Raw genomic sequence first — 26,197 nt, forward strand, 5'->3', positions numbered from 1 at the left:
TTTACGCTTCTTCCGGTGCGGCCTGCTGCTTCTGGGCGAGCCGGTGTTCGAGGTAGTGGATGCTGGTGCCGCCTTCGACGAACTTCGAGTCGATCATCAGCTCGCGGTGCAGCGGGATGTTGGTCTGGATGCCTTCGACGACCATTTCCGACAGCGCGATGCGCATCCGGCGGATCGCCTGGTCGCGCGTTGCGCCGTAGGTGATCAGCTTGCCGATCATCGAATCATAGTTCGGCGGCACGAAATAGCCATTGTAGGCATGCGAGTCGACGCGCACGCCGGGGCCGCCCGGCGTATGCCACGACGTGATCCGGCCCGGCGACGGCGTGAACTTGAACGGATCTTCGGCGTTGATCCGGCATTCGATCGCATGGCCGCGGAACTGGATGTCGCGCTGGCGCAGCGCGAGCTTCTCGCCGGCCGCGATGCGGATCTGTTCCTGCACGATGTCGACGCCCGTGATCATCTCCGACACCGGGTGCTCGACCTGCACGCGCGTGTTCATCTCGATGAAGTAGAACTCGTTGTTCTCGTACAGGAATTCGAACGTGCCCGCGCCGAGATAGCCCATCTTCTTGCATGCGTCCGCGCAGCGGTCGCCGATGCGGTCGATCAGGCGGCGCGGAATGCCGGGTGCCGGCGCTTCCTCGATCACCTTCTGGTGGCGGCGCTGCATCGAGCAGTCGCGCTCGCCGAGCCAGATCGCGTTCTTGTGCGCGTCGGACAGCACCTGGATTTCGATGTGGCGCGGGTTCTCGAGAAACTTCTCCATGTACACCTGCGGGTTGCCGAACGCACGGCCGGCTTCCTCGCGGGTCATGTTGACCGCGTTCACGAGCGCAGCCTCGGTGTGCACGACACGCATCCCGCGGCCGCCGCCGCCGCCGGCTGCCTTGATGATCACCGGATAGCCGATCGTGCGCGCAATCTTCACGATCTCCTTCGGATCGTCCGGCAACGCGCCTTCCGAGCCCGGCACGCACGGCACGCCGGTCTTGATCATGGTCTGCTTCGCGGTGACCTTGTCGCCCATCATGCGGATCGTTTCCGGGCGCGGGCCGATGAACGTGAAGCCCGACTGCTCGACGCGTTCCGCGAAGTCGGCGTTCTCCGACAGGAAGCCGTAGCCGGGGTGGATCGCCTCGGCATCGGTGACTTCCGCGGCGCTGATCAGCGCCGGCATGTTCAGGTAGCTCAGGTTCGACGGAGCCGGGCCGATACAGACGGCTTCGTCCGCGAGGCGCACGTACTTGGCTTCCTTGTCGGCTTCCGAGTAGACGACCACCGTCTTGACGCCGAGCTCGCGGCACGCGCGCTGGATGCGCAGCGCGATTTCACCGCGGTTGGCAATGAGGATTTTTTCAAACATAGCGAGTATTCGTCTCTTCGAGGGGCGCGCGAACGGCGCCTGGCGAGCATCGGCGGCGCGCGGCCGGCAGGCCGCGCGGCGGGCTTAGCCGATCACGAAAAGCGGCTGGCCGTATTCGACGGCCTGGCCGTTCTCGACGAGGATTTCCTTGATCACGCCGGCCTTGTCCGACTCGATCTCGTTGAGCAGCTTCATCGCTTCGATGATGCAGATGGTCTGGCCTTCCTTGACCGTGTCACCGACCTGGGTGAACGGATCCGCGCCCGGCGACGGTGCGCGGTAGAACGTGCCGACCATCGGCGACGTCACGATGTGGCCTTGCGGCACGGCGGGCGCGGCAGCGCCTGCCGGCGCAGCAGCCGCGCCTTCGGTCGGCAGTGCGGCCGAAGGGGCCGGTGCGCTGACCTGCGGGGCAAATCCGGCCGTCTGCTGGACATAGACCGGCGGCGCATTCTTGACGATACGCACCTTGCCTTCGCCCTCCGTCACTTCCAGTTCCGAGATGCCGGATTCGGAAACGAGGTCGATCAGAGTTTTCAGCTTACGAAGATCCATCGGGAATTCCCCTTTCAATACGTGAAAGCGCCGGGCGGGACCGGCGCTGAATCTAGATCGCGAAATCAGCCGCGCGACGCGCCTTGCAGCTTGTCCAGCGCGTACTCGAGCGCGTACAGATAACCTTTCCAGCCCAGCCCGCAGATCACGCCTTCGGCCTGGTCGGAAAAGTAGGAGTGATGCCTGAACGCTTCGCGGCGGTGCACGTTCGACAGGTGAATCTCGACGAACGGGATGCCAACGCCGGCGATCGCGTCCCGGATCGCGACGCTCGTGTGCGTATACGCGGCCGGATTGATCAGGATGAAGTCGGTTTGTTCCTGCCGTGCGGCCTGGATGCGGTCGACGAGCGCGCCTTCATGGTTGCTCTGGAACGACGACAGCTCGGCACCCGCTTCCTGGGCGCGCGCGGCAAGCGCCTGATCGATCTGCGCCAGCGTGACGTGGCCGTACACCTCCGGTTCCCGGGTGCCGAGAAGGTTCAGGTTGGGGCCGTGCAGCACCAGCAATCGTGTCATGGTCGCTTCTATTTCTGCGGAATTGCGCGAACTTTAGCGCTATTTAGAGAATTTTGTCTAGTTTTGCCGAACGGCCGGGCGTGCCGGGCCTGCAAGAATTACCGGTGCGGATGCAAAGTATCGGCGAATTGACGTGAAATTGCGGCGATCGACGCACAAATCGCCGCCAACGTCCGGACGGCCGTTCCGGTCGATCACAACGCGTCGAGGGTCTTTTTCAGCTCGGCCGGCTGGATTTGTCCCAATTTTGTCTCGCGAATCTTGCCGGTTTCGTCGATGACGACCGTAAACGGCAGCGCGCCGGCGGTATTTCCGAAATTGCGGGCCAGATCGGCGCCCGCGTAACCGCTGACGAAAACCGGGTAGTCGACCTTCACTTTCTGCAGGAAGTTCTTCACGTTCTGGTCGGAATCGACGCCGATCCCGATGAAGCGGATGCCTTTCTGCTTGTATTGATGCGACAGCGCGACAAGCTCCGGCATCTCCTCGACGCACGGGCCGCACCACGATGCCCAGAAGTTGACGACCACTTTCTGGCCCTTGAACGACGCGAGCGACGCGGGCTTGCCGTCGACGCCCGTGAGCGACGCGGCCCAGAGCTGATCGACCGGGCTGCCCTGCGCGGGCGCGGCGACGGCGACGGCGTCGTCGGCGCTGTCGCCGTGGAACCAATGGCCGGCGGCGATCCCGCCGGCGACGGCGGCGGCCGCGACGACCGCGAGCGCCAACATGCGTTTCATCATCATCGTTGAATCATTCCGGTTCGGAAGGGGCGTTGCCTGCCTCGACGAGCGCGCGCAATGCGGCAGCGTCCGCGCGGGCGACCCGGCCACGCGCGTCGGCCTTGACCGCGCCGCGCAGGTCGTCGCTCGCGTAGAGCGCGACGTGGATGCCGATCGCGTCCACGTCGCGCCGCGGGCGCCACAGGAAGCTGAGCGTCTCGACGTCGGCGCGACCGGCGAAATGCCGCGTCTCGGACACGTCGTACTGAACGTTCTGGTTCAGCAGGTAGATCGCGACGTCCTTCGGGTTGTCGGTGAATATCTGCAAATGGATGTCCGAATGCGCGTTCGCGGTGCCGTTCAGCACCGCGCCCGTTACATAAGGATTGAACTCCGCGAGCCGGCGCATCCAGTCCAGCGCGATTTCGCGCAGCCGGCGCAGCTCGTCCGGTTGCGTGTCGCTCTGGAACAGGGCGAGGTACTCGCGCAGTTCTTCCTCGATCAGATCGTTATCCGGCAGCCATTCGCCGGCAACGCGCGTGTCGCCGAATAGCTGGCGCGCGGCCTTGCGTTTTGCGCTGGCGTAATCGAGGCCGTCTTCCGCGATCAGGCGGGCGGCGGACTGGGCGATTTCCTCGCGGGCGCGCCGCGGGTCGACAAGGGGTTTGCGAGACATGATCCGGCAATCATACTCGATCGCTGCCATGCCCGAACGCGCTGCGGCCGCGCGCCGCCCGCCGCGCCGGCCGGCACCCGCATCCATCGTTCGGGCCGCCGGGCACGGCAGGCCGTCAGTTACAATGACGGTCTTTGTGTCGCGGCGAAAGTCGTTGACCGGACGTCGGCCGCACGGCCTGTCCGGTGCGCCGCTGACCTTCCTTTCCGAATCGACGGCGCCCGGCGGCGCGAAAGCATTCATCTATGCACATCCACATTCTTGGCATCTGCGGCACCTTCATGGGCGGTCTTGCCGTGCTCGCGCGCGAGGCGGGCCACACGGTGACGGGTTGCGACGCGGGCGTCTATCCGCCGATGAGCACGCAGCTCGAGGCGCAGGGCATCAAGCTGATCGAGGGCTACGGCGCCGAGCAGATCGACCTGAAGCCCGACCTGTTCGTGATCGGCAACGTCGTCACGCGCGGCAATCCGCTGATGGAGGCGATCCTCGATCGCGGCCTGCCGTACGTATCCGGCCCGCAATGGCTTGGCGAGCACGTGCTGGCGGGCAAGTGGGTGCTGGCGGTCGCGGGCACGCACGGCAAGACGACCACGTCGTCGATGCTCGCATGGCTGCTGGAGGATGCGGGCCTGAACCCGGGTTTCCTGATCGGCGGCGTGCCGCTGAATTTCGGCGTGTCGGCGCGGCTGACCGATTCGAGCTTCTTCGTGATCGAGGCCGACGAATACGACACGGCGTTCTTCGACAAGCGCTCGAAGTTCGTCCATTACCGGCCGCGCACCGCGGTGCTCAACAATCTCGAATTCGATCACGCCGACATCTTCCCGGATCTCGCCGCGATCGAAACGCAATTCCATCATCTCGTGCGCACCGTGCCGGGCGTCGGCCGCATCGTCACGAACGGCCGCTCGGATGCGCTCGAGCGCGTGCTCGCGCGCGGCTGCTGGAGCGAAGTCGAGCGCTTCGGCGTCGACGGCGGCTGGCAGGCGTTGCCGGCCGAGGACGGCGTGCCGGTCGACGAGCGCTTCGCGGTGTATCGCCACGCCGAGCGCGTCGGCGAAGTCGCGTGGCAGGTGCAAGGCGATCACAACCGGATGAACGCGCTCGCGGCGCTCGCGGCCGCGCGCCACGTCGGCGTGCCGCCCGCGCAGGCGGCCGAATCCCTCGCGTCGTTCCGCAACGTGAAGCGGCGCATGGAAGTGCGCGGCAGCGTCGACGGCGTGACCGTCTACGACGACTTCGCGCACCATCCGACCGCGATCGAAACCACGATCGCCGGCCTTCGCGCACGAATCGGCCGCCAGAATTCCCGCATCCTCGCCGTGCTCGAGCCGCGCTCGAACACGATGAAGCTCGGCGTGATGAAGGCGCAACTGCCGGCGAGCCTCGCCGACGCCGATCTGGTGTTCGGCTACGGCGCGCCGACCGGGCGCGATGCGCTCGGCTGGAACCTCGGCGATGCGCTCGCGCCGCTCGGCGACAAGGCGCGCGCGTTCGACGATCTGCATCTGCTGGTGAAGTCGGTCGTCGAGGCCGCGCGTCCGGGCGACCACGTGCTCGTGATGAGCAACGGCGGTTTCGGCGGCGTGCACCAGAAGCTGCTCGACGCGCTCGGGAGCCGTGCGTGATCCTGTATCTGCACGGGTTCCGCTCGTCACCGGAGTCGCAGAAGTCGCGGCTGCTCGCCGCGCACATGGCCGAACTCGGCCGCACGAGCGAGTGGCGCTGCCCGTCGCTGTCGGTGTCGCCGCTCGACGCGATCGCCGTCGCGGAGGCCGAGGTGGCCGGTGCGCGCGACGTGACGGTGATCGGCAGCTCGCTCGGCGGCTACTACGCGACCTGGCTGGCGGAAAAGCACGGCTGGAAGGCGGTGCTGCTGAATCCGGCGATCGTGCCGCAGCGCGATCTCGAACACTATCTGGGCGAACAGCCGCTGTGGCACGGCGGCGGGTCGATCGTCGTCGAGCGCCGGCACCTGGACGAGCTCGATGCGCTGCGCGTGCCGGCGATTTCGCGGCCCGAACGCTACTATCTGTTCGCGGCGACCGGCGACGAAGTGCTCGACTACCGCGAGATGCTCGCCCATTACCCGGGCGCGAAGACGCGCGTGATCGAAGGCAGCGATCACGGAATCAGCGAATTTGCCGACTATGTCGACGACGTTCTCGCTTTTTGCGACGACAGAACGTCATGAACCCGGCGTCATGCCGATCGAATTCCCATCATCATGCGGCGCCGCCGATGCGGCGCCCGGCAGTCTGAACGAGAGTACTGAGTGAACGTTTTCTTCGAGGAATCGGGCAGTTTCAAGGCGGGCAGCGTGCTGTCGCGCCAGGGCGACGCATTTCAGGTCGAGTTGCCCGGCGGGCGGCGGGCGAAGGTACGCGCAAAGGACGTGCTGATCGAATTCGAGAAGCCGGCCGCGGGCGAACTGATGCAGGAAGCCGATACGGCCGCGCAGCAGATCGATCTGGATTTCCTGTGGGAATGCGCGCCGGCCGAGGAGTTCGCCTATACGGCGCTGGCCGCGGAGTACTTCGGTGCGGCCTACGGCCCGGTCGAGCGCGCGGCGCTCGTGTTGCGCCTGCACGGCTCGCCCGTCTATTTCCGCCGCAAGGGGCGCGGGCAGTACCAGCGCGCGCCGGAAGAGCAGCTCAAGATGGCGCTCGCATCGCTCGAGCGCAAGCGCCAGCAGGCGCTCGTCCAGGCGCAGTATGAAGAGGAACTGAAGGCCGGCAAGCTGCCGGAAGCGTTCGCGGGCAAGGTGCTCGGGCTGCTGACGCGGCCGGACAAGAACGCGATCGAATACAAGGCGCTCGAGGCCGCGGCCGGTGCGCGCGGCGTATCGCCGGCGCGTCTGATGCTCGACTGCGGCGGCATCGAGTCGCCGCGCGCGCTGCATGAAGCGCGTTTCCTCGCGGAATTTTTCCCGCACGGCACGGGCTTCCCGGCCGTCACGGTCGGGGCGCTGCCGGACGACCTGCCGCGAGCGGACGTCCAGGCATTCTCGATCGACGACATCACGACGACCGAAATCGACGATGCGTTCTCGGTCGAGCACCTGTCCGACGGTCGCGTGCGGATCGGCGTGCACATCGCGGCGCCGGCGCTCGGCATCGTGCGCGGCGACGCGGTCGATGCGATCGCGCGTGCGCGCCTGTCGACCGTCTACATGCCGGGCGACAAGATCACGATGCTGCCGGACGACGTCGTCGACGTGTTCACGCTGAAAGAGGGCGACTACCGCCCGGCGCTGTCGCTGTACATCATCGTCAATCGCGACACGCAGGACATCGTCGCGAACGAGACGCGTGCCGAACTCGTGTACGTGAAGAACAACCTGCGTCACAACACGCTCGACGAACTCGTCAACGAAGAGACGCTCGCGGCCGGCACCGGCGACTACCCGCACAAGGACGACATCGCCGTGCTGTGGCCGCTCGCGCAGGCGCTGTTCGAGAAGCGCCAGGTTGCGCGCGCGGGCTACGGCCTGAAGCGCGAAGTGCAGCGCAACACCGACTACAACTTCTACGTCGAAGGCGAGCACGTGTCGATCACGCCGCGTCGCCGCGGCTCGCCGCTCGACCTGATCGTGTCGGAGCTCGCGATCCTCGCGAACTCGACGTGGGGCGCGTTCCTGCACGATCACACGGTGCCGGGCATCTACCGCTCGCAGCGCGGCTTCGGCGCGCCGGGCCCGAAGCGCACGCGGATGCAGACGACGGCCGCGCCGCACGAAGGCCTCGGCGTCGCGCAGTACGCGTGGAGCACGTCGCCGCTGCGCCGCTATGTCGACCTCGTGAACCAGTGGCAACTGCTCGCGTGCGTGCAGCACGGCGTCACGGCGAAGCTCGCCGCGCCGTTCAAGCCGAAGGACGCCGACCTGTACGCGGTCGTGCAGGGCTTCGACGACACCTATACCGCGTATGCCGATTACCAGCGCCGGATGGAGTACTTCTGGTGCCTGCGCTGGCTCGCGCAGGAGCAGAAGAAGCAGGTCGTCGCGAGCGTCGTGAAGGGCGATCTCGTGCGTCTCGAGGAAATCCCGCTGCTGCTGCACGTGCCGGGGCTCGGCGTACATGCGCGCGGCACCCGCGTGCTGCTCGACGTGATGTCGCTCGACGAGCTGACGATCGAGGCATCGGTGCGACTGCTGAACGTGCTCGACGCGCCGACCGTGACGAGCGGTGACGCGGCCGACGACGACGAAGAGGCCGAAGGCGGCGATGACACGCTGGTCGACGCGGCGGACGCGTCGGCCGAAACCGAAGCCGAAGCGCTGGCCGAGGCGGACGGCGCGACGGCCGAAGGCGGCGATGCCGCGAGCGGCAACGGTAACGGCAGCGAAGAGGGGCGAGCATCATGAGCGCGGCCGTATCGACGGGGGGCGCCGACCGTTATGTCGTGTTCGGCAATCCGGTGGCGCACAGCAAGTCGCCGTTCATCCACACGCAGTTCGCCGCGCAGACCGGCGAGGCGATCGTCTACGAACACCGGCTCGCGCCGGTCGACGGCTTCGAGCCCGCCGTGCGCGCGTTCATCGCCGAAGGCGGTCGCGGCGCGAACGTGACGGTGCCGTTCAAGCTCGACGCGCATGCGCTCGCCGACACGCTGTCGCCGCGCGCGGCGGCAGCGGGCGCGGTGAACACGCTGCGCATCGACGCCGACGGCAGCATCCACGGCGACAACACCGATGGCGTCGGCCTCGTGCGCGACATCGAACTGAATCTCGGCGTATCGCTGGCGGGCGCACGCATCCTGCTGCTCGGCGCGGGCGGTGCCGCGCGCGGCGTAGTGCTGCCGATGCTCGACCGCGCGCCGCTGTCGATCACGATCGTGAACCGCACGGCGAGCAAGGCCGAGACGCTCGTCGGCCAGTTCACGCAGGCCGCGCACGATGCGGGCTGCGTGCTGTCGGGCGGCGGCCCGGAGGCGGTGCGTTCGGAGCGGTACGACGTGATCGTCAACGCGACGGCCGGCAGCCTCGATGCGGCGCTGCCGGAGTGCGACCCGGCCGCGTACGGCGCGGGCACGCTCGCGTACGACATGATGTACGGCGCGCAGCCGACCGTATTCATGCAGCATGCGGCGTCGCTCGGCGCACGCACGGCCGACGGCCTCGGGATGCTGGTCGAGCAGGCCGCCGAATCGTTCTTCATCTGGCGCGGCGTGCGGCCGGACGGCGCGCCGGTGCTCGCGGCGCTGCGCCAGGCGCTCGCCGCGAACTGAGCGGAGCGCGGCACGTGGTGGCGGTGAGCGACGCGCAGCGCACGCGGACGGTGAGCCCGGCCCGCTGGATCGTCTATGCGGGTTCGGTGTTCGCGGGCGCCTGGCTCGCGACGCAACTGTTCTATCTCGCGCAGATCGCGTTGTGGTCGTTCATCGATCCCGGTTCGACCGCATTCATGCGCACCGACGCATGGTGGCTGTCGCGCGAGAATCCGCCCGCGCAGATTCGGCACCAGTGGGTGCCGTACGACCAGATCTCGCGCAACCTGAAGCGCGCGCTGATCGCCTCCGAGGATTCGACGTTCGCGACCAACAACGGCTACGACGTCGACGCGATCCTGCAGGCATGGGAGAAGAACAAGGCGCGCGGCCGGATCGTCGCGGGCGGTTCGACGATCACGCAGCAGCTCGCGCGCAACCTGTTCCTGTCGCGCGAGAAGAGCTACATCCGCAAGGGGCAGGAGCTCATCATCACGTGGATGCTCGAGACGGTGCTCGACAAGGAGCGGATCTTCGAGATTTATCTGAACTCGGTCGAGTGGGGGCGCGGCGTGTACGGCGCCGAGGCCGCCGCACGCTATTACTACAAGATTCCCGCAAGCCGGCTCGGCGCATGGCAGTCGGCCCGCCTCGCGGTGATGCTGCCGAAGCCGCGCTGGTTCGACACGCATCGCGGCTCGGCCTACCAGGCGCAACGCGCGGCCGTCATTGCCCGCCGGATGGGCGCGGCCGAACTCCCGCAATCGCAGTGATGCAGTGAGCGGCGCGCTCGCGCCGCCGCATCGTCCGTTTCGCTGCCGGCGCAGCATTGGTGCGCTGCAGCGCATTCATGTCGCCCGCATTTCGGGCCATATCCATTAGACGAATCCGTCTATTTCGCTTGACTGAACGATGCCGGCAGCCGCGTGATTTTGTTTGCCGATATGGCACGAAATCCGTGAGTTTTTAGTGCTTCCAGATAAACGCGGCATGCGTTGAAAGGCGGATGAAATTAAATGGTTCGCCAATCGAAGCATTGTTGAAAGGTGTGCGCTGCACTGGCTTCGGGCCAAATATTTCCAAATTTTTCAAAGCCCACCTGCTCGCGTATATTGGCCGGCGCCTCGGCTTATCGGCCGCAATCGAGGCGGGGGGCGGCTTACCCGGCTGCTCGACACAAAAAACATTCGAGAGAAGGAAAGCAACGATGCCAGCGAGCAAAGCGAAGCTGTTGTTGGGGGTTGTGTTCTCTTCGCTGATTCTGACGGCCTGCAACGACGACGTGACGTCGTCCGCTGCGACAGGCGCCGACAGTTCAGCCGATCCCGCCGCCCAGGCGGACAAGCCGTACAACGATCCGAACAGTTATTCGTCGAGTGCGACCGCGTCGCTCGACGCGTCCGCCGCGGTCGAAAAGGCCGCCGTCACCCATCACACGATCACGCTGAACGGCCAGACGATCCGCTACACGGCCACGGCCGGCCACCTCGTCGCGCGCAATCCGCAGACGGGCGCGCCCGAAGCATCGTTCTTCTACGTCGCGTACACGGCCGACAACCAGCCCGCGGCGAAGCGGCCCGTCACGTTCCTGTACAACGGCGGCCCCGGCTCGGCATCGGTGTGGCTGCATCTCGGCTCGTTCGGCCCGAAACGGATCCAGACAGGCGACCCGAACGCGAACACGTCGACGTTCCCGTTCGTCGACAACGCGGAAAGCCTGCTCGACACGACCGACCTCGTGTTCGTCGACGCGATCGGCACCGGGTACTCCGAAGCCGTCGCGCCGAACACGAACCAGACGTTCTGGGGTGTCGACCAGGACGGCGGCGCGTTCCGCGACTTCGTCACGCGTTATCTCGCGGTGAACCAGCGCAACGATTCGCCGAAGTACCTGTTCGGCGAGTCGTACGGCACGCCGCGCACCGACGTGCTCGCGAACCTGCTCGAGACGGCCGGCGTGAACCTGGCCGGGATCGTGCTGCAATCGTCGATCCTGAACTACAACGCCAACTGCGACATGGCGAGCGACTATGTCGGCAACTCGAACAACGGGTCGAGTCCGGTCAGCTGCGCGGGCTTCGTGCCGTCCTACGGCACCGTCGGCGCGTACTACCAGCTCGACAATCCGAACCCGTCGAACCTGCCGCAGTACGCGGACCAGATGCGCCTGCTGACGGCCGGCAGCTACGCGCCGGCGGTGAACGCGTATCTCGCGAGCCACACGCCGCCGTCGCCGACGCTCGTCACGACGATGGTGAATTCGACCGGCGTGAAGCAGGCGCTGTGGAACGCCGACTTCAACGTGATCCCGACCTTCTTCGACAACAGCTTCCAGGTGTCGCTGATCCCGGGCACGCTGATCGGCCGCTACGACGCGCGCGTGAACGTGCCGTCGTCGAGCCCGCTCGCGTCGGAAGGCGACCCGTCGAGCACGTACATCACGAAGCCGTTCACGGACACGATCGGCGCCTATCTGCCGAACGTGCTGAAGTACAGCGCGCAGTCCGCGTATGCGCTGAGCAGCAATGCGATCAACACGTGGGACTGGACGCACGACGGCCTCGCGATGCCCGACACGATCCCCGATCTCGCCGCGGCGCTCACGCTCAATCCGTCGCTGAAGGTGCTGTCGCTGAACGGCTATCACGACATCGCGACGCCGTTCTACCAGACCGAGCTCGACCTCGCGCGGCTCGGAACGCAACCGAACCTGACGATCAAGGACTATCAGGGTGGACACATGGTCTATCTCGACGATACGTCGCGCCCGCAGGAGAAAGCCGACCTCGTGACCTTCTACAACGCGGCCGCGCACTGATGCGATGTGCGGGCCTGGCGACGCGCGCCCGGGGCGGCGCCGTTCGCCGGCCGTCGACGACCTCATTCCAGACTGGAGCCTGACATGAAGAAACGTTTCATCGTCGTTGCCGCGGCGCTTGCATGCGGCGGCGTTGCATCCGTATCCCTGTCCGCGTTCGCGCAGGCGAGCGACGCCGTTGCGCCGGCGCGTGCGCGCCAGGCGCAGCTCGGCGATCCGTACGTGCCGCCGGCCGCGCGCAAGCCGACCGCCGGCACGCAGACGACCGGCGCCGCACTGCACGCGCAGGTGGTGCGCAAGCTCGCGCGGCAGTTCGGCGCGGCCGACACGCAGAACACCGGTTCGATCACGCAGGCGCAGGCGCGCGCGGCCGGCCTCGGCTATGTCGCGAACCACTTCCGGCAGATCGACGCGAGCGGCAGCGGCCGCGTGTCGTTCTCCGACGTGCAGCGCTACGTGCAGGCGCGCAGCGCGAACCAGCAGTAAGCGCGCCGCGCATGAACAAACGGGGGCGGAACCTGCGACGCGGCGGGTTCCGCCCCCGCGCGCATGACATGGCCGTTTCGCGACGGTCGGCATGCTTTTCGCCGTTTATCTCATTATCTGGACAACGCATTCAAATATTGGAGGCGAATGCGTGCGCTCCTACAATCCGAAGCACATCGACAGCTTCGGACCCACGCATCGCGCGGCGCCCGACGTATACGGAGACACCTTCCATGAAGTTCGCCGGGCGCTTTCCTCGGTGCATCGACCGCCGCCTTGCCGCGTCGCCGGACGTCGTTCCGGCATTGCGACAACGGCTTCACCGATTCCGTTGAAGAAGCCTGTTCCATGACCAAGATGCCCGACTCCCTCGCTCTCGACGCCCGGCGCGCGACGCCGGACGATGCGCCGCTCACGGACAGCATCGGCGCGACCAGCACGCCGCTCGACCTCGCCGCGCAGCAGGCCGGCACGCAGACGCTGCTGCGCGGTCTCGCGATCCTCGAGGCGATCGCCAACGGCGCGCGCGACATGCGCGCGATCGGCGCCGCGCTCGGCACGACGCGCAGCACGACGCACCGGCTCGTCAGCAGCCTCGTGCAGGCGCGCTACCTGCGCCAGGTGCAGGGCGGCTACCTGCTCGGCCCGAAGCTGATCGAGCTCGGCACGATCGCGCTCGAACAGATGCCGCTCACGGCGGTGGCGCGCCCGCACCTCGAGGCGCTCGCGGAAGCGACGCTCGACACGATTCACCTCGGCGTGCGCGACGGCGACGACGTGCTGTACATCGACAAGATTCCCGGCACGCGCGGCCTCGAGATGCGCTCGCGCGTCGGCCACCGGATGCCGCTCGCATCGACCGGCATCGGCAAGGCGATGATGCTCGACCTCGATCCGGATCTGTGGCGCTCGCTGTTCGAGGCCGCACGGCGCGCGCTGGCCGGCGTCAATTTCAAGCCGGACAACCGGCCCGAAACGAGCGGGTTCCTGCAGCGCATGGCGCACTACGCGGCCGGCGGCTATACGTTCGACCTCGAGGAAAACGAGGCGTCGATCCGCTGCGTGGCCGCGCCGATTCGCGACGCATCGGGCGCGATCGTCGCGGCCGTGTCGGTCGCGAGCACGATTCCGTACATGCCGCACGACCGGATGGACGAACTGATTCCGCTCGTGCAGCGCGAAGCGCGAGCGATTTCCGCGGAACTGGGCTGGAGCCCGCCGCAGGGTACCCGCAGGATCAAACGATGACCCATTCGACCCGGACCGTTCCGGACGCCCGTTCCGCCGCACCGTCGCTGATCGCGCTCGACTGGGGCACGACGTCGCTGCGCGCGTATCTATTCGACGCGCACGGCGCGCTCATCGACACGCGCAGCCGCGCGGCGGGCGTGATGCACGTGCCGGCCGGCGGCGCGCGTGCGTTCGACGTCGTGTTCGAGGAGGCGTGCGGCGACTGGCTCGACCGTGCGCCGGGCGTGCCGGTGCTGGCCGCCGGGATGGTCGGCAGCGCGCAGGGCTGGCGCGAGGCGCCGTACGTCGAGGTGCCGGCCGGCGCCGACGCGCTCGTCGCGGGCCTCGTCACGGTGACGACGTCGCGCGGCACCACGGTGTCGATCGTGCCGGGCGTGATCGCGACGGGCGATCTGCCCGACGTGATGCGCGGCGAAGAAACGCAGATATTCGGCGCACTCGCGAACGATCCCATGCTTGATGCCGATCGTTCAGGGGTACTGATCGGCTTGCCGGGCACGCACGCGAAATGGGCCTGGGTGAAGGGCGGACTCATCGAGCGCTTCCAGACCTTCATGACGGGCGAACTGTTCGCCGCGTTGCGCGACCACACGATCCTCGGCCGCACGATGCGCGCGAGCGCATCAGGCGATCGCGCGGCGTTCGCGCGCGGCGTGACGGTGGCGCGCGGCGCGCAGCGCACCGGGCTGCTCGCGACGATCTTCAGTACGCGCACGCTCGGCCTGACCGACCGGCTCGCTCCCGATGCGCAGGGCGACTATCTGTCCGGCCTGCTGATCGGCCATGAACTGAACGCGCTCGACGCGATGCTCGCGGAGCGCGGTGTCGCGCTCGCGAACCAGCCGCTGCTGCTGATCGGCGACGACGGCTTATGTGCGCGCTACGTGGATGCGCTGCGCGTGTTCGGCTGCATGCATGCGCGCGTCGTCGCGCAGGCGACCGAGCGCGGACTGTGGCGCATTGCATCGCGCGCCGGGCTCGTGCGTGCGGACGGCGAGCCCGTCTGCGCGGACCAATGAACTGACTGAAGAGGAATTGCCGATGTCGTCCGACCTTACACTGCCCGCGCCGTACACGCCGCACGCCGCACTGATGCGCGCGTTCGACGCGTGCCCGCTGATTGCGATCATGCGCGGCATCACGCCCGCGGATGCGGCCGACCACGGCCATGCGCTGTACGAAGCCGGCTTCCGGATCGTCGAAGTGCCGCTCAATTCGCCCGATCCGTTCGACAGCATCGCGGCGCTGCGCCGCGCGTTGCCGGACGACATGATCGTCGGCGCGGGCACCGTGCTGCGCGCCGAATTTGTCGACCGTGTGCAGGATGCCGGCGGCACGCTGATCGTGATGCCGCACAGCGACGCGGCCGTGATTCGCCGCGCGCGCGAGCGCGGGCTCGCGAGCGCACCGGGCGTCGCGACGCCGACCGAAGCGTTTGCCGCGCTCGCGAACGGCGCCGACGTGCTGAAGATGTTCCCGGCCGAGCAGCTCGGCGTGCCCGTCGTGAAGGCGTGGCGCGCGGTGATCGACCGTGCGGTGCCGCTGATTCCGGTCGGCGGCATTTCGCCGGACAACATGCAGCCGTTTCTCGCGGCCGGCGCCAACGGTTTCGGGCTCGGCTCGGCGCTGTACCGGCCCGGTCAGCCGGCGGACGCGACCGCGGCGAACGCGCGCGCGTTCCAGGCCGGCCTGCGCGTCGCGCGCGGCGGAGCCGCATGATGGAACGCCTCGCGGGCAAGGTCGCGATGGTGACGGGCGCGGGCCGCGGGATCGGCGCCGCGATCGCGCACGCGTTCGCTCGCGAAGGCGCGGCCGTCGCGCTCGTCGATCTCGATTTCGCGCAGGCGCAGCACACGGCCGCCGCGATCGCACGCGACATCGACGGCGCGCGCGTGCTCGCGCTGCGTGCCGACGTCGCGCAGCAGGCGTCGGTGCGCGACGCGCTCGCGCAGACCGAAGCCGCGTTCGGCCCGCTCGACGTGCTCGTGAACAACGCCGGCATCAACGTGTTCGCCGATCCGCTGACGATGACGGACGACGACTGGCGCCGCTGCTTCGCGGTCGATCTCGACGGCGTGTGGCACGGCTGCCGCGCGGCGCTGCCGGGCATGGTCGAACGCGGCCGCGGCAGCATCGTGAACATCGCGTCGACGCATGCGTTCCGGATCATCCCGGGCTGCTTTCCGTATCCGGTCGCGAAACACGGCGTGCTGGGCCTCACGCGCGCGCTCGGCATCGAATACGCGGCGCGCAACGTGCGCGTGAACGCGATCGCGCCGGGCTACATCGAGACGCAGCTCACGCGCGACTGGTGGGATGCGCAGGCCGACCCGGCCGCCGCGCGCGCCGAGACGCTCGCGCTGCAGCCGATGAAGCGGATCGGCAAGCCGGAGGAGGTCGCGATGACGGCCGTGTTCCTCGCATCCGACGAGGCGCCGTTCATCAATGCCGCGTGCATTACCGTCGACGGCGGGCGCGCGGCGCTGTACCACGACTGACGCAACGATTCGAAAGACCGCACGTGCGACGGCCGCGCGCACGCTGCGTCGAAACCAACAAGCGGCTGCATCCTGTTCGATGAAGACAAGGAGACACTGGAGATGAAACGCAGAACGTTCGTAACGCTGGCCGCTGCGGCCGCGGTGGTGATGGGCAGCCCGGTTGCGCACGCGTCCGACCCGGTCAAGATCGGCTTCCTGGTCAAGCAGCCGGAGGAGCCGTGGTTCCAGGACGAATGGAAGTTCGCCGAGATCGCCGCGAAGGACAAGGGCTTCACGCTCGTGAAGATCGGCGCGCCGTCGGGCGAGAAGGTCATGAGCGCGATCGACAACCTCGCCGCGCAGAAGGCGCAGGGCTTCATCATCTGCACGCCTGACGTGAAGCTCGGGCCGGGCATCGTCGCGAAGGCGAAGTCGCACAACCTGAAGATGATGACGGTCGACGACCGCCTCGTCGACGGCGCGGGCAAGCCGATCGAATCGGTCCCGCACATGGGCATTTCCGCCTACAACATCGGCAAGCAGGTCGGCGACGGCATCGCGGCCGAGATCAAGAAGCGCGGCTGGGACATGAAGGACGTCGGCGCGATCGACATCACGTACGAGCAGCTGCCGACCGCGCACGACCGCACGAGCGGCGCGACCGACGCGCTGGTGGCCGCGGGCTTCCCGAAGGCGAACGTGATCGCGGCGCCGCAGGCGAAGACCGACACCGAGAACGCGTTCAACGCGGCGAACATCGCGCTCACGAAGAACCCGCAGTTCAAGCACTGGGTCGCCTACGGCCTGAACGACGAGGCCGTGCTCGGCGCGGTGCGCGCGGCCGAAGGGCGCGGCTTCAAGGCCGACAACATGATCGGGATCGGCATCGGCGGGTCCGACTCGGCGCTGAACGAATTCAAGAAGCCGCAGCCGACGGGCTTCTACGGCACCGTGATCATCAGCCCGAAGCGCCACGGCGAGGAAACCTCCGAGCTGATGTACACGTGGATCACGCAGGGCAAGGCGCCGCCGCCGCTGACGCTGACGACCGGCATGCTCGCGACGCGCGACAACGTGTCGAAGGTGCGCGAGGAGATGGGGCTCGCGTCGAAGTAAGCGGCCCGCCGGCTGCCGCGGCGATGCGGCGGCCGGCGGTCGATCGATCCGGAAGTGGGGAGACGACGTGTCAGCGGCACTGCGTTTTGACAATATCGGCAAGGTCTTTCCCGGCGTGCGCGCACTCGACGGCATCTCGTTCGACGTGCATGCGGGCGAGGTGCATGGCCTGATGGGCGAGAACGGCGCGGGCAAGTCGACGCTGCTGAAGATTCTCGGCGGCGAATATCAGCCCGATGCGGGCAGCGTGCTGGTCGACGGCCAGCCCGTGCATTTCTCGAGCGCGGCTGCGTCGATCGCGGCCGGCATTGCGGTGATTCACCAGGAGCTGCAATACGTGCCCGACCTGACGGTCGCGGAGAACCTGCTGCTCGGCCGCCTGCCGAACGCGCTCGGCTGGGTGAAAAAGGGCGAGGCGAAGCGTCACGTGCGCGAGCGGCTCGCGGCGATGGGCGTCGATCTCGATCCCGATGCGAAGCTCGGGCGGCTGTCGATCGCGCAGCGGCAGATGGTCGAGATCTGCAAGGCGCTGATGCGCAACGCGCGCGTGATCGCGCTCGACGAACCGACGAGTTCGCTGTCGCATCGCGAGACCGAAGTGCTGTTCAAGCTCGTCGACGACCTGCGCGCGCAAGGCCGTGCGCTGATCTACATTTCGCACCGGATGGACGAGATCTACCGGTTGTGCGATGCGTGCACGATCTTTCGCGACGGGCGCAAGATCGCGTCGCATGCGTCGCTCGACGACGTACCGCGCGAGCGGCTCGTCGCCGAGATGGTCGGGCGCGAGATTTCGGATATCTACCATTACGCGCCGCGCGCGCTCGGCGACGTGCGGTTTTCCGCCGAAGGCGTCGACGGCCCGGCGCTGCGCGAACCCGCGAGCTTCTCGGTGCGCGCGGGCGAGATCGTCGGCTTCTTCGGGCTGGTCGGCGCGGGGCGCAGCGAACTGATGCGGCTCGTGTACGGCGCGGACCGCCGGCGCGCGGGCGTGCTGACGCTCGACGGCGCGCGCATCGACGTGAAGCACACCGGCGACGCGATTCGCCACGGCATCGTGCTGTGCCCGGAGGACCGCAAGGAAGAAGGGATCATCGCGATCGCGTCGGTCGCGGAGAACATCAACATCAGTTGCCGCCGCCATTCGCTGCGCGCGGGGCTCTTCATCAACCGCAAGGCGGAAAGCGAAACGGCCGACCGCTTCATCCAGCGGCTGAAGATCAAGACGCCGAACCGGCGGCAGAAGATCCGCTTCCTGTCGGGCGGCAACCAGCAGAAGGCGATCCTGTCGCGCTGGCTCGCGGAGCCCGACCTGAAGGTCGTGATCCTCGACGAGCCCACGCGCGGCATCGACGTCGGCGCGAAGCACGAAATCTACGACGTGATCTACCGGCTCGCGGAACGCGGCTGCGCGATCGTGATGGTGTCGTCGGAACTGCCGGAAGTGCTCGGCGTGTCCGACCGCATCGTCGTGATGCGCGAAGGCCGTATCGCGGGCGAGCTGCCGCGCGAACAGGCGAACGAGCACTCGGTGCTGAGCCTCGCGCTGCCGCAGACGAGCGCCGTCGAGGCGGCCTGAGGCCGCGCGGGGTGGCCTGGGCCGGCCCCGCGCGGCGTACGACATTCGAATCGATCACGCGCGGCGCGGGCCGCGCGAAGCAGGAGCAGGAGACACCATCATGCAAGTCAGGGAAAACCTCGCCAGCGCGGCCGTGAAGCCGTCGGCCGACACGCTGGCGCCCCAGCAGAGCGACCGCCAGAAGTGGTGGCAGCACCTCACCGAATACAGCCTGATCGCGATCTTCGCGGTGATGTTCTTGACGATGTCGCTGACGGTCGATCACTTCTTCTCGATCGACAACATGCTCGGTCTCGCGCTGTCGATCTCGCAGATCGGGATGGTCGCGTGCACGATGATGTTCTGTCTGGCCTCGCGCGACTTCGACCTGTCGATCGGCTCGACCGTCGCGTTCTCCGGCGTGCTGTGCGCGATGGTGCTGAACGCGACCGACAACACGTTCGTCGCGATCGTCGCGGCGGTCGCGGCCGGCGCGGCGATCGGCTTCGTGAACGGTGCGGTGATCGCGTATCTGCGCATCAACGCGCTGATCACGACGCTCGCGACGATGGAGATCGTGCGCGGGCTCGGCTTCATCGTGTCGAAGGGGCAGGCGGTCGGCGTGTCGTCGGATACGTTCATCGCGCTCGGCGGGCTCACACTGTTCGGTGTATCGCTGCCGATCTGGGTCACGCTGCTGTGCTTCATCGCGTTCGGCGTGCTGCTGAACCAGACCGTCTATGGGCGCAACACGCTCGCGATCGGCGGCAACCCCGAGGCGTCGCGGCTCGCGGGGATCAACGTCGAACGCACGCGCGTGTACATTTTCCTGATCCAGGGCGCGGTGACGGCGCTCGCCGGCGTGATTCTCGCGTCGCGCATCACGTCGGGCCAGCCGAACGCCGCGCAGGGCTTCGAGCTGAACGTGATCTCCGCGTGCGTGCTCGGCGGCGTGTCGCTGATGGGCGGCCGCGCGACGATCTCGGGCGTCGTGATCGGCGTGCTGATCATGGGCACCGTCGAGAACGTGATGAACCTGCTGAACATCGACGCGTTCTACCAGTACCTGGTGCGCGGTGCGATCCTGCTCGCGGCGGTGCTGCTCGACCAGTTGAAGAACCGCGGCGTACGCGACTGACCGATTCCACGGAGACGATCCGCATGACCATCGAAACTTCCGCGCACGATCCGCACGCCGCGAACCGCGCACGCTACGCGCGCTATCCGAGCCTCGAGGATCGGGCGGTGCTGATCACGGGCGGCGCGACCGGCATCGGCGCGGCATTCGTCGAGCACTTCGCGCGGCAGGGCGCGCGCGTCGCGTTCGTCGATCTCGACGCGCAGGCGGGCCGGGCGCTCGCGGAAAGCCTCGCGCAAGAGCCGGACGTCCGCCACGCGCCGCTGTTCCTGCCGTGCGACCTGACCGACATCGACGCGCTGCGCGATGCGATCGACGCGATCCGCGCACGCATCGGCGCGATCGCGGTGCTCGTGAACAACGCGGCGAACGACGTGCGTCACGCGATCGGCGACGTGACGCCCGCCTCGTTCGACGCGGGCATCGCGGTGAACCTGCGTCACCAGTTCTTCGCGGCGCAGGCCGTGATCGACGACATGAAGCGGCACGGCGGCGGCGCGATCATCAATCTCGGCTCGATCAGCTGGATGCTGAAGAACGGCGGCTACCCCGTCTACGTGATGGCGAAGGCGGCCGTGCAGGGGCTCACGCGCGGGCTTGCCCGCGATCTCGGCCCGTTCGGCATCCGCGTGAATTCGCTGGTGCCGGGCTGGGTGATGACCGACAAGCAGCGCCGGCTGTGGCTCGACGACGCGGGCCGCGCGGCGATCAAGGCCGGCCAGTGCATCGACGCCGAGCTGCTGCCGGACGATCTCGCGCGGATGGCGCTGTTCCTCGCGGCCGACGACAGCCGGATGATCACCGCGCAGGACGTGGTGGTCGACGGCGGCTGGGCCTGAGCGTTCGCGCGGGATCGCGCAACGAACCGTATCGTTTCTTCGACGAAGGAAAGGAGTTCATCATGACCGCCACGTCCTCGCGCGCATCGTCGTCCACGAGCCAGTCGCGCCGCGCGCGCCTGGCTGCCGCCTCGCAGCCGGTCAGCGCCGGCCCGCAGACCGCCGCGTTCGCGCAGGGCGTCGGCGCCGCGCACGCGGCGGCCGTCACGCTGTCGAACGCATCGCTGCGGCTCGACGTGCTGCCGCATCTGGGCGGCGGCATCGCGCGCTTCGACTGGCGCGGCGACAACGGCGCGCTGGTGCCGGTGTTCCGCCGCTGCGAGCACCCGGAAGCCGCGACGGACCCGAACGAGCTCGCGTGCTATCCGCTGCTGCCGTACTCGAACCGAATCGGCAACGGTCATTTCGAATGCGACGGGCGCAGCGTGGCGGTGCCGCGCAACCGCCGCGACGAGTCGCTGCCGATTCACGGCGACGGCTGGCTCGCACCGTGGCAGGTGGACGACGCGACCGACACGACGCTGCAGCTGTCGCTCGATCGCGCGAGCGGCGCGCCGTATGCGTTTCGCGCGATCCAGTCGTTCGCGCTCGACGATACGACGCTGTCGATCGCGCTGACGATCGAGAACGCGGGGCGCGCACGGCTGCCGTTCGGGCTCGGCGTGCATCCGTTCCTGGTGCGCGACGATGCGACCGAGCTGGCCGCGGCGGCCGGCGGGCTGTGGCTGTCGGATGCCGATTTCCTGCCGGTGCGGCACGTGAGCGTGCCGCCGGCCTGGCAGTTCGGCGTTGCATATCCGCTGCCGGCGGCGCTCGTCAATCATGCGTTCACCGGCTGGGGCGGGCACGCGACGGTGGGCTGGCCACGCCGCGGGCTGTCGATGACGGTGGCCGCCGACGCCGATGCGTACGTGCTCTTCACGCCGCCGGGCAAGGATTTCTTCTGCTTCGAGCCGGTCGATCACCCGATCAATGCGGTGAACCTGCCGGGCGGCGGGGCCGCGCACGGGATGACGCTGCTCGCGCCGGGCGAGCGGCTCACGCGGCGTTTTTCGTTCACCGTCGAGCGGGCCGATGCGCGCGTCGATGCGGCCGCGCGCGAGGGACGCCGGCGACGCGGGTAAAATACGCGGTCTACCAACGGTTTGCCGCGAGTATCCGCCATGTCTTCCCCGCTTACTTTCATCGAATCGCTGCGCGCCGCGTGGCAGCGCACGAATTCGCTGCTGTGCGTCGGCCTCGATCCCGAGCCGTCGCGCTTTCCCGTGCAATTCGACGGCCAGCCCGATGCGATCTTCGAATTCTGCCGGCAGATCGTCGACGCGACCGCGCAGTATGCGAGCGCGTTCAAGCCGCAGATCGCGTACTTCGCCGCGCACCGCGCGGAAGATCAGCTCGAGCGCCTGATTGCGCACATCCACCTCCAGCACCCGGGCCTGCCCGTGATCCTCGACGCGAAGCGCGGCGACATCGGCAGCACGGCCGAGCAGTACGCGCGCGAAGCGTTCGAGCGCTATCGCGCGGACGCGGTCACCGTGAACCCGTACATGGGCTACGATTCGGTCGAGCCGTACTTCGAGCACGATGGCAAGGGCGTGATCGTGCTGTGCCGCACGTCGAACCCGGGCGGCTCGGACCTGCAGTTCCTCGAAACGAACGCGGCCGGCCATCCGGGCCGGCCGCTGTACCAGGTCGTGGCCGATCTCGCGGCGAACAAGTGGAACGCGAAGAACGGCCAGCTCGGCCTCGTGGTCGGCGCGACGTTCCCGAAGGAAATCGAGATCGTGCGCGGGATCGTCGGCGACATGCCGCTGCTGATCCCCGGCATCGGCGCGCAGGGCGGCGACGTGCAGGCGACCGTCAACGCGGGCCGCACCGCCGACGGCACCGGGATGATGATCAACTCGTCGCGCGCGATCCTGTACGCGAGCAACGGCGAGGACTTCGCCGAAGCGGCGGCGCTCGCCGCACAGAAGACCCGCGACACGATCAACGCGCATCGCTGATTGCGGACGCCAAGGGTCGCCCGCACGGGCGACCCGCTCCGGCAGGCCCGCGCCCGCGGGCCTGTGCCGCGTTCTCCGCCGTTCCCCTCCGCTTTCGTCTCCCGCCCGTCGCTTGTTCCCTCCCGCCGCATTGGCGCACGCGAACAACTTCCCGTCGCTTCCGTACCGCATGTCGGCAATTTAGTCGCGCGATGCTGCCGTTTGTCATCGATCCGTAACCAAAATGTCAACAAAGGGAGCGACGCCATGCCCAAGCTGTCCCGCCATCTCCTGAGCGCGCTTGCCGCGTCGTTGTGCATGACGTTCGCCCACGCGGCGGACCTGTCGCACTGGCCGGCGGACAGCGCGAAGGCGCTGAACGCGATGCTCGCCGAGCACGCGAACCGCGGCGACTACGCGGTGTTCGACGCCGACAACACGACCTACCGCTACGACCTCGAGGAATCGCTGCTGCCGTATCTCGAGAACCGCGGCGTGCTCACGCGCGACTCGCTCGACCCGTCGCTGAAACTGATCCCGTTCAAGGATTCCGCCGACTACAAGGAGTCGCTGACGAGTTACTACTACCGGCTCTGCGAGATCGACGACCTGGTCTGCTACCCGTGGATCGCGCAGGCGTTCGCGGGGCTGTCGCTCGCCGACCTGAAGCGCCACATCGACGCGATGCTCGCCGACGGCAAGCCGGTGCCGATCCGCTACTGGCAGGGCGACAAGGTGGTCGACGGCGCGGCGAACCCGCCGCGCTTCTTCCGCGGGATGCAGGAGCTGTACAACGCGCTGCGCGAGAACGGGATCGAGGTGTACGTGATGACGGCCGCGCACGAGGAGCTCGCGCGGCTGGTGCTGTCCGATCCGAAGTACGGCTACAACGTGAAGCCGCAGAACGTGATCGGCGTGACGACGCTGCTGCGCAACCCGGCGACGGGCGCGCTGACGACGTCGCGGCTGCAGATCAAGGCCGGCAAGTACGACGAGGCCGCGAACCGCAATCTCGTGATCACGCCGTTCCTGATGAACCCGATGACGTGGTACGAGGGCAAGCTCGGCTCGATCGTCGGCTGGATCGACCAGTGGAAGAAGCCGGTGCTGGTCGCGGGCGACACGCCGACGTCCGACGGCTACATGCTGCTGAATGCGACGGACATTGCGCGCGGCGGCGTGCGCGTGTGGGTGAACAAGAAGGACAAGCAGATGGCGCAGATCCGCGCGTGGTCGGACGAATCGGCCGCGCGGCAGAAGGCGCTCGGCCTGCCGGTCACGGCGGACAAGAACTGGATCGTCGTGAAGCCCGACGCGATCCAGTAAGCGGGCAGGGGGCGCTTGCCGCCCCGCCGTGTTCCGGACGGATCAGCTTTCGCGTTCGTCCAGCAGCTTCAGCAGCCCGCGCAGCGCATGCGCGGCCGCCTGCGTGCGGATCTGCTCGCGGTCGCCCTTGAACACGAGCGTCTCGACGTCGGTATGCAGCCGGTTGCTCCACCCGAACGACACGGTGCCGACCGGCTTCTTCTCGCTGCCGCCCGCCGGGCCGGCGATGCCGGTGACGGACAGCGCGACCTGCGCGCGGCTGTTGCGCAGCGCGCCTTCGGCCATCGCGCGGGCGACGGGCTCGCTGACGGCGCCGTGTTTTTCGATCAGGTCGGGCGGCACGCCGATCATCTCGCTCTTGGCCTGGTTCGAGTACGTGACGAAGCCGCGCTCGAACCACTGGCTGCTGCCGGAGATGTCGGTGATCGCGGCGGCGATCATGCCGCCCGTGCAGGATTCGGCGGTGGCGAGCGACAGGTGCTCGTCACGCAGCTTGTTGCCTGCGCGGATCGCAAGCTGGTGGACGACGGAATCGGTTGGCATGCGCGTCGGGAAACGAAAGTCGGGAAATCGGTCAGTCGATGACGGAGCGCCACACGGCAATCACGAGCAGCGTCATGAAGGCGGCGATCAGGTCGTCGATCATGATGCCGAAGCCGCCGGTCATGCGGCGGTCGAAATAGCGGACCGGCGGCGGCTTGAGCATGTCGAACAGGCGGAACGCGACGAAGGCCCACAGCTGGCCGACGAAGGTCGCGGGCGTGACGAACAGCATCACGAGCCAGACCGCGACGATTTCGTCCCAGACGACGGGGCCCGGATCGGTCGCGCCCAGCCTGCGTGCGGTGAAGCCGGTGATCCACGTGCCGCCGACGAACCCGAGCGCGATCAGCGCCCACCATTCGGGCACCGTCAGATAGCGGTTCAGCACGACGAACGTCAGCCAGCCGAACAGCGAGCCGAACGTGCCGGGCATGAACGGCGCAAGGCCGCTGCCGAAGCCGAGCGACACGATGTGCGCCGGGTGCGACAGCATGAAGCGCGCGGTGGCGCGCTGCGGCACGTTCCGCGCGGCGCCGGGCGTGGCCGCGGTGTGCGCGGTCGTCGGGTCAGTCTGCATGGAAGTGATCGAAACCGTGCAACGTGAGCGTCAGGGGCGTGCCGGCGGCGTCGCGCCACGCGATCGCGGGCTGCTCCGACGGCGACGACAACGCGCGTATTGTACCGACTCGCGTGACCCGAACCCCGGCGCCGGCGCCGGCTGCGTCGACCGCCGCACGGGCCGCGACGGGCGCGGTGAAGCACAGTTCGTAGTCGTCTCCGCCCGCCAGCGTGCATTGGCGCTGCACGGCGGGCGGCAGGGTCGCGAGCGCGGCCGAGCGCGGCACCGCGTCGGCGTCGATGTCGGCGCGCACGTTCGAGCGGGTCAGGATGTGCCGCAGGTCGCCGGCGAGGCCGTCCGAGATGTCGAGCGCCGCGTGCGCGACGCCCGCCAGCGCGAGACCGAGCGCGATGCGCGGCTCGGGGCGCTCGAGCGCCTGCCGGAACGCCGCGGCTTCGGCCGCGCCGGCGGTCCATTCGCCGCGCGCGAGCCCGAGCCCGGCGCGCGCGTCGCCGAGCGTGCCGGACACCCAGATGTCGTCGCCGTCGCGTGCGGCATCGCGACGCAGCGCGGCATCCGGCGCGACTTCGCCGAACACGGTCACGCACAGGTTCAGCGGCCCGCTCGTCGTGTCGCCGCCGATCAGCTCGCAGCCGAACCGCTCGGCGAGCGCGAACAGGCCGTCGCTGAATGCCTCGAGCCACGCCGCGTCGGCGCGCGGCAGCGCGCACGCGAGCGTGAACGCGCGCGGTTCGGCGCCCATTGCCGCGAGATCCGACAGGTTCACCGCAAGCGTCTTGTGGCCGAGCGCGTCGGGCGCGACGGTGGGGAAGAAGTGGCGGCCTTCGACCAGCATGTCCGTCGAAATCGCCAGCAATTTTCCGGATCGCGGTGCGATCAGCGCGCAATCGTCGCCGATGCCGAGCGTCGACGCGCGCGGCCCCCGGGCTGCACGGCGTGCGAAGAAGCGGTCGATCAGCGAAAACTCGGAAAGGGCGGCTGGCACGGCGGGGAATCCGAAGTAATTGGGGGAACGGCATTGTACGA

Annotated in this window: 26 protein-coding genes; 18 read left to right on the forward strand and 8 right to left on the reverse strand. The window is 68.0% G+C overall.

Going from position 1 to position 26,197, the window contains the following annotated elements; genetic code table 11:
• Nucleotide 1 precedes the first annotated feature (1 nt).
• The 5 genes from accC to DCN14_RS17210 form a co-directional block, all read right to left on the reverse strand.
• On the reverse strand, nt 2–1,369 hold the full coding sequence (gene accC, locus DCN14_RS17190; RefSeq protein WP_096506234.1) for an acetyl-CoA carboxylase biotin carboxylase subunit: 1,368 nt from the start codon (nt 1,367–1,369) through the stop codon (nt 2–4).
• 84 nt (nt 1,370–1,453) lie between these two features.
• On the reverse strand, nt 1,454–1,924 hold the full coding sequence (gene accB, locus DCN14_RS17195) for an acetyl-CoA carboxylase biotin carboxyl carrier protein (RefSeq protein ID WP_096506236.1): 471 nt from the start codon (nt 1,922–1,924) through the stop codon (nt 1,454–1,456).
• 65 nt (nt 1,925–1,989) lie between these two features.
• A complete protein-coding gene (aroQ, locus tag DCN14_RS17200) occupies nt 1,990–2,442 on the reverse strand; it encodes a type II 3-dehydroquinate dehydratase (protein ID WP_096506238.1) in 453 nt (150 codons plus the stop codon).
• A gap of 194 nt (nt 2,443–2,636) precedes the next feature.
• On the reverse strand, nt 2,637–3,188 hold the full coding sequence (locus DCN14_RS17205) for a TlpA disulfide reductase family protein (RefSeq protein ID WP_096506240.1): 552 nt from the start codon (nt 3,186–3,188) through the stop codon (nt 2,637–2,639).
• 7 nt (nt 3,189–3,195) lie between these two features.
• Nucleotides 3,196–3,840 (reverse strand): UDP-N-acetylmuramate--alanine ligase, encoded by a 645-nt coding sequence (locus tag DCN14_RS17210; protein WP_096506395.1) that lies wholly within the window; start codon nt 3,838–3,840, stop codon nt 3,196–3,198.
• A 245-nt stretch (nt 3,841–4,085) separates the two neighbouring features.
• Between DCN14_RS17210 and mpl the strand changes: the two genes are divergently transcribed.
• The 18 genes from mpl to DCN14_RS17305 all read left to right on the forward strand — a co-directional run bounded on the left by mpl (nt 4,086) and on the right by DCN14_RS17305 (nt 24,048).
• Nucleotides 4,086–5,471, forward strand: a complete 1,386-nt coding sequence (gene mpl / locus DCN14_RS17215) for a UDP-N-acetylmuramate:L-alanyl-gamma-D-glutamyl-meso-diaminopimelate ligase (RefSeq protein WP_096506242.1) — start codon at nt 4,086–4,088, stop codon at nt 5,469–5,471.
• On the forward strand, nt 5,468–6,037 hold the full coding sequence (locus DCN14_RS17220; RefSeq protein WP_096506244.1) for a YqiA/YcfP family alpha/beta fold hydrolase: 570 nt from the start codon (nt 5,468–5,470) through the stop codon (nt 6,035–6,037). The genes mpl and DCN14_RS17220 overlap by 4 nt, the downstream gene beginning before the upstream one ends.
• 81 nt (nt 6,038–6,118) lie before the next feature.
• Nucleotides 6,119–8,209, forward strand: coding sequence for an RNB domain-containing ribonuclease (locus DCN14_RS17225; RefSeq protein WP_096506246.1), 2,091 nt, complete (start codon nt 6,119–6,121; stop codon nt 8,207–8,209).
• Nucleotides 8,206–9,072, forward strand: coding sequence for a shikimate dehydrogenase (aroE, locus tag DCN14_RS17230; RefSeq protein ID WP_096506248.1), 867 nt, complete (start codon nt 8,206–8,208; stop codon nt 9,070–9,072). The genes DCN14_RS17225 and aroE overlap by 4 nt, the downstream gene beginning before the upstream one ends.
• Before the next feature lie 14 nt (nt 9,073–9,086).
• Nucleotides 9,087–9,824, forward strand: a complete 738-nt coding sequence (gene mtgA, locus DCN14_RS17235; RefSeq protein ID WP_096506250.1) for a monofunctional biosynthetic peptidoglycan transglycosylase — start codon at nt 9,087–9,089, stop codon at nt 9,822–9,824.
• Nucleotides 9,825–10,258: 434 nt separating this feature from the next.
• Nucleotides 10,259–11,869, forward strand: coding sequence for a peptidase S10 (locus DCN14_RS17240; RefSeq protein WP_096506252.1), 1,611 nt, complete (start codon nt 10,259–10,261; stop codon nt 11,867–11,869).
• Nucleotides 11,870–11,953: 84 nt separating this feature from the next.
• Nucleotides 11,954–12,355, forward strand: a complete 402-nt coding sequence (locus DCN14_RS17245) for a hypothetical protein (protein WP_096506254.1) — start codon at nt 11,954–11,956, stop codon at nt 12,353–12,355.
• Nucleotides 12,356–12,703: 348 nt separating this feature from the next.
• Nucleotides 12,704–13,603 (forward strand): IclR family transcriptional regulator, encoded by a 900-nt coding sequence (locus tag DCN14_RS17255; RefSeq protein ID WP_096506256.1) that lies wholly within the window; start codon nt 12,704–12,706, stop codon nt 13,601–13,603.
• Nucleotides 13,600–14,625, forward strand: a complete 1,026-nt coding sequence (locus tag DCN14_RS17260) for a 2-dehydro-3-deoxygalactonokinase (protein WP_096506258.1) — start codon at nt 13,600–13,602, stop codon at nt 14,623–14,625. Before DCN14_RS17255 ends, DCN14_RS17260 begins: the two co-directional genes overlap by 4 nt.
• 22 nt (nt 14,626–14,647) lie before the next feature.
• Nucleotides 14,648–15,325, forward strand: coding sequence for a 2-dehydro-3-deoxy-6-phosphogalactonate aldolase (locus DCN14_RS17265; RefSeq protein WP_096506260.1), 678 nt, complete (start codon nt 14,648–14,650; stop codon nt 15,323–15,325).
• The gene (locus DCN14_RS17270; protein WP_096506262.1) at nt 15,325–16,104 is read left to right on the forward strand and encodes an SDR family oxidoreductase; all 780 of its coding nucleotides are present in this window, start codon (nt 15,325–15,327) and stop codon (nt 16,102–16,104) included. The genes DCN14_RS17265 and DCN14_RS17270 overlap by 1 nt, the downstream gene beginning before the upstream one ends.
• A 102-nt stretch (nt 16,105–16,206) precedes the next feature.
• On the forward strand, nt 16,207–17,202 hold the full coding sequence (locus DCN14_RS17275) for an arabinose ABC transporter substrate-binding protein (protein WP_096506264.1): 996 nt from the start codon (nt 16,207–16,209) through the stop codon (nt 17,200–17,202).
• Between the two features lie 67 nt (nt 17,203–17,269).
• Complete coding sequence (gene araG, locus DCN14_RS17280) at nt 17,270–18,781, forward strand: L-arabinose ABC transporter ATP-binding protein AraG (protein WP_096506266.1); 1,512 nt, start codon at nt 17,270–17,272, stop codon at nt 18,779–18,781.
• 100 nt (nt 18,782–18,881) lie between these two features.
• Nucleotides 18,882–19,898 (forward strand): L-arabinose ABC transporter permease AraH, encoded by a 1,017-nt coding sequence (araH, locus tag DCN14_RS17285; RefSeq protein WP_096506268.1) that lies wholly within the window; start codon nt 18,882–18,884, stop codon nt 19,896–19,898.
• Between the two features lie 23 nt (nt 19,899–19,921).
• On the forward strand, nt 19,922–20,737 hold the full coding sequence (locus tag DCN14_RS17290; protein ID WP_096506270.1) for an SDR family oxidoreductase: 816 nt from the start codon (nt 19,922–19,924) through the stop codon (nt 20,735–20,737).
• Between the two features lie 62 nt (nt 20,738–20,799).
• On the forward strand, nt 20,800–21,861 hold the full coding sequence (locus tag DCN14_RS17295; RefSeq protein ID WP_096506272.1) for an aldose 1-epimerase: 1,062 nt from the start codon (nt 20,800–20,802) through the stop codon (nt 21,859–21,861).
• A gap of 39 nt (nt 21,862–21,900) precedes the next feature.
• Nucleotides 21,901–22,743 (forward strand): orotidine-5'-phosphate decarboxylase, encoded by an 843-nt coding sequence (gene pyrF, locus DCN14_RS17300; protein WP_096506274.1) that lies wholly within the window; start codon nt 21,901–21,903, stop codon nt 22,741–22,743.
• A gap of 246 nt (nt 22,744–22,989) precedes the next feature.
• The gene (locus tag DCN14_RS17305; RefSeq protein WP_096506276.1) at nt 22,990–24,048 is read left to right on the forward strand and encodes a phosphorylcholine phosphatase; all 1,059 of its coding nucleotides are present in this window, start codon (nt 22,990–22,992) and stop codon (nt 24,046–24,048) included.
• Nucleotides 24,049–24,090: 42 nt separating this feature from the next.
• Here DCN14_RS17305 and DCN14_RS17310 read toward each other — a convergent pair whose 3' ends face one another.
• The 3 genes from DCN14_RS17310 to thiL are packed head-to-tail and all read right to left on the reverse strand — an operon-like array spanning nt 24,091 to nt 26,156.
• Nucleotides 24,091–24,591, reverse strand: a complete 501-nt coding sequence (locus DCN14_RS17310; RefSeq protein WP_096506278.1) for a CinA family protein — start codon at nt 24,589–24,591, stop codon at nt 24,091–24,093.
• A 31-nt stretch (nt 24,592–24,622) separates the two neighbouring features.
• On the reverse strand, nt 24,623–25,168 hold the full coding sequence (locus tag DCN14_RS17315) for a phosphatidylglycerophosphatase A (RefSeq protein ID WP_096506280.1): 546 nt from the start codon (nt 25,166–25,168) through the stop codon (nt 24,623–24,625).
• A complete protein-coding gene (gene thiL, locus DCN14_RS17320) occupies nt 25,158–26,156 on the reverse strand; it encodes a thiamine-phosphate kinase (protein ID WP_096506282.1) in 999 nt (332 codons plus the stop codon). Before thiL ends, DCN14_RS17315 begins: the two co-directional genes overlap by 11 nt.
• Nucleotides 26,157–26,197: the final 41 nt, after the last annotated feature.

The organism is Burkholderia sp. IDO3 (assembly GCF_003366075.1).
Taxonomy (GTDB): Bacteria; Pseudomonadota; Gammaproteobacteria; order Burkholderiales; family Burkholderiaceae; genus Burkholderia; species Burkholderia anthina.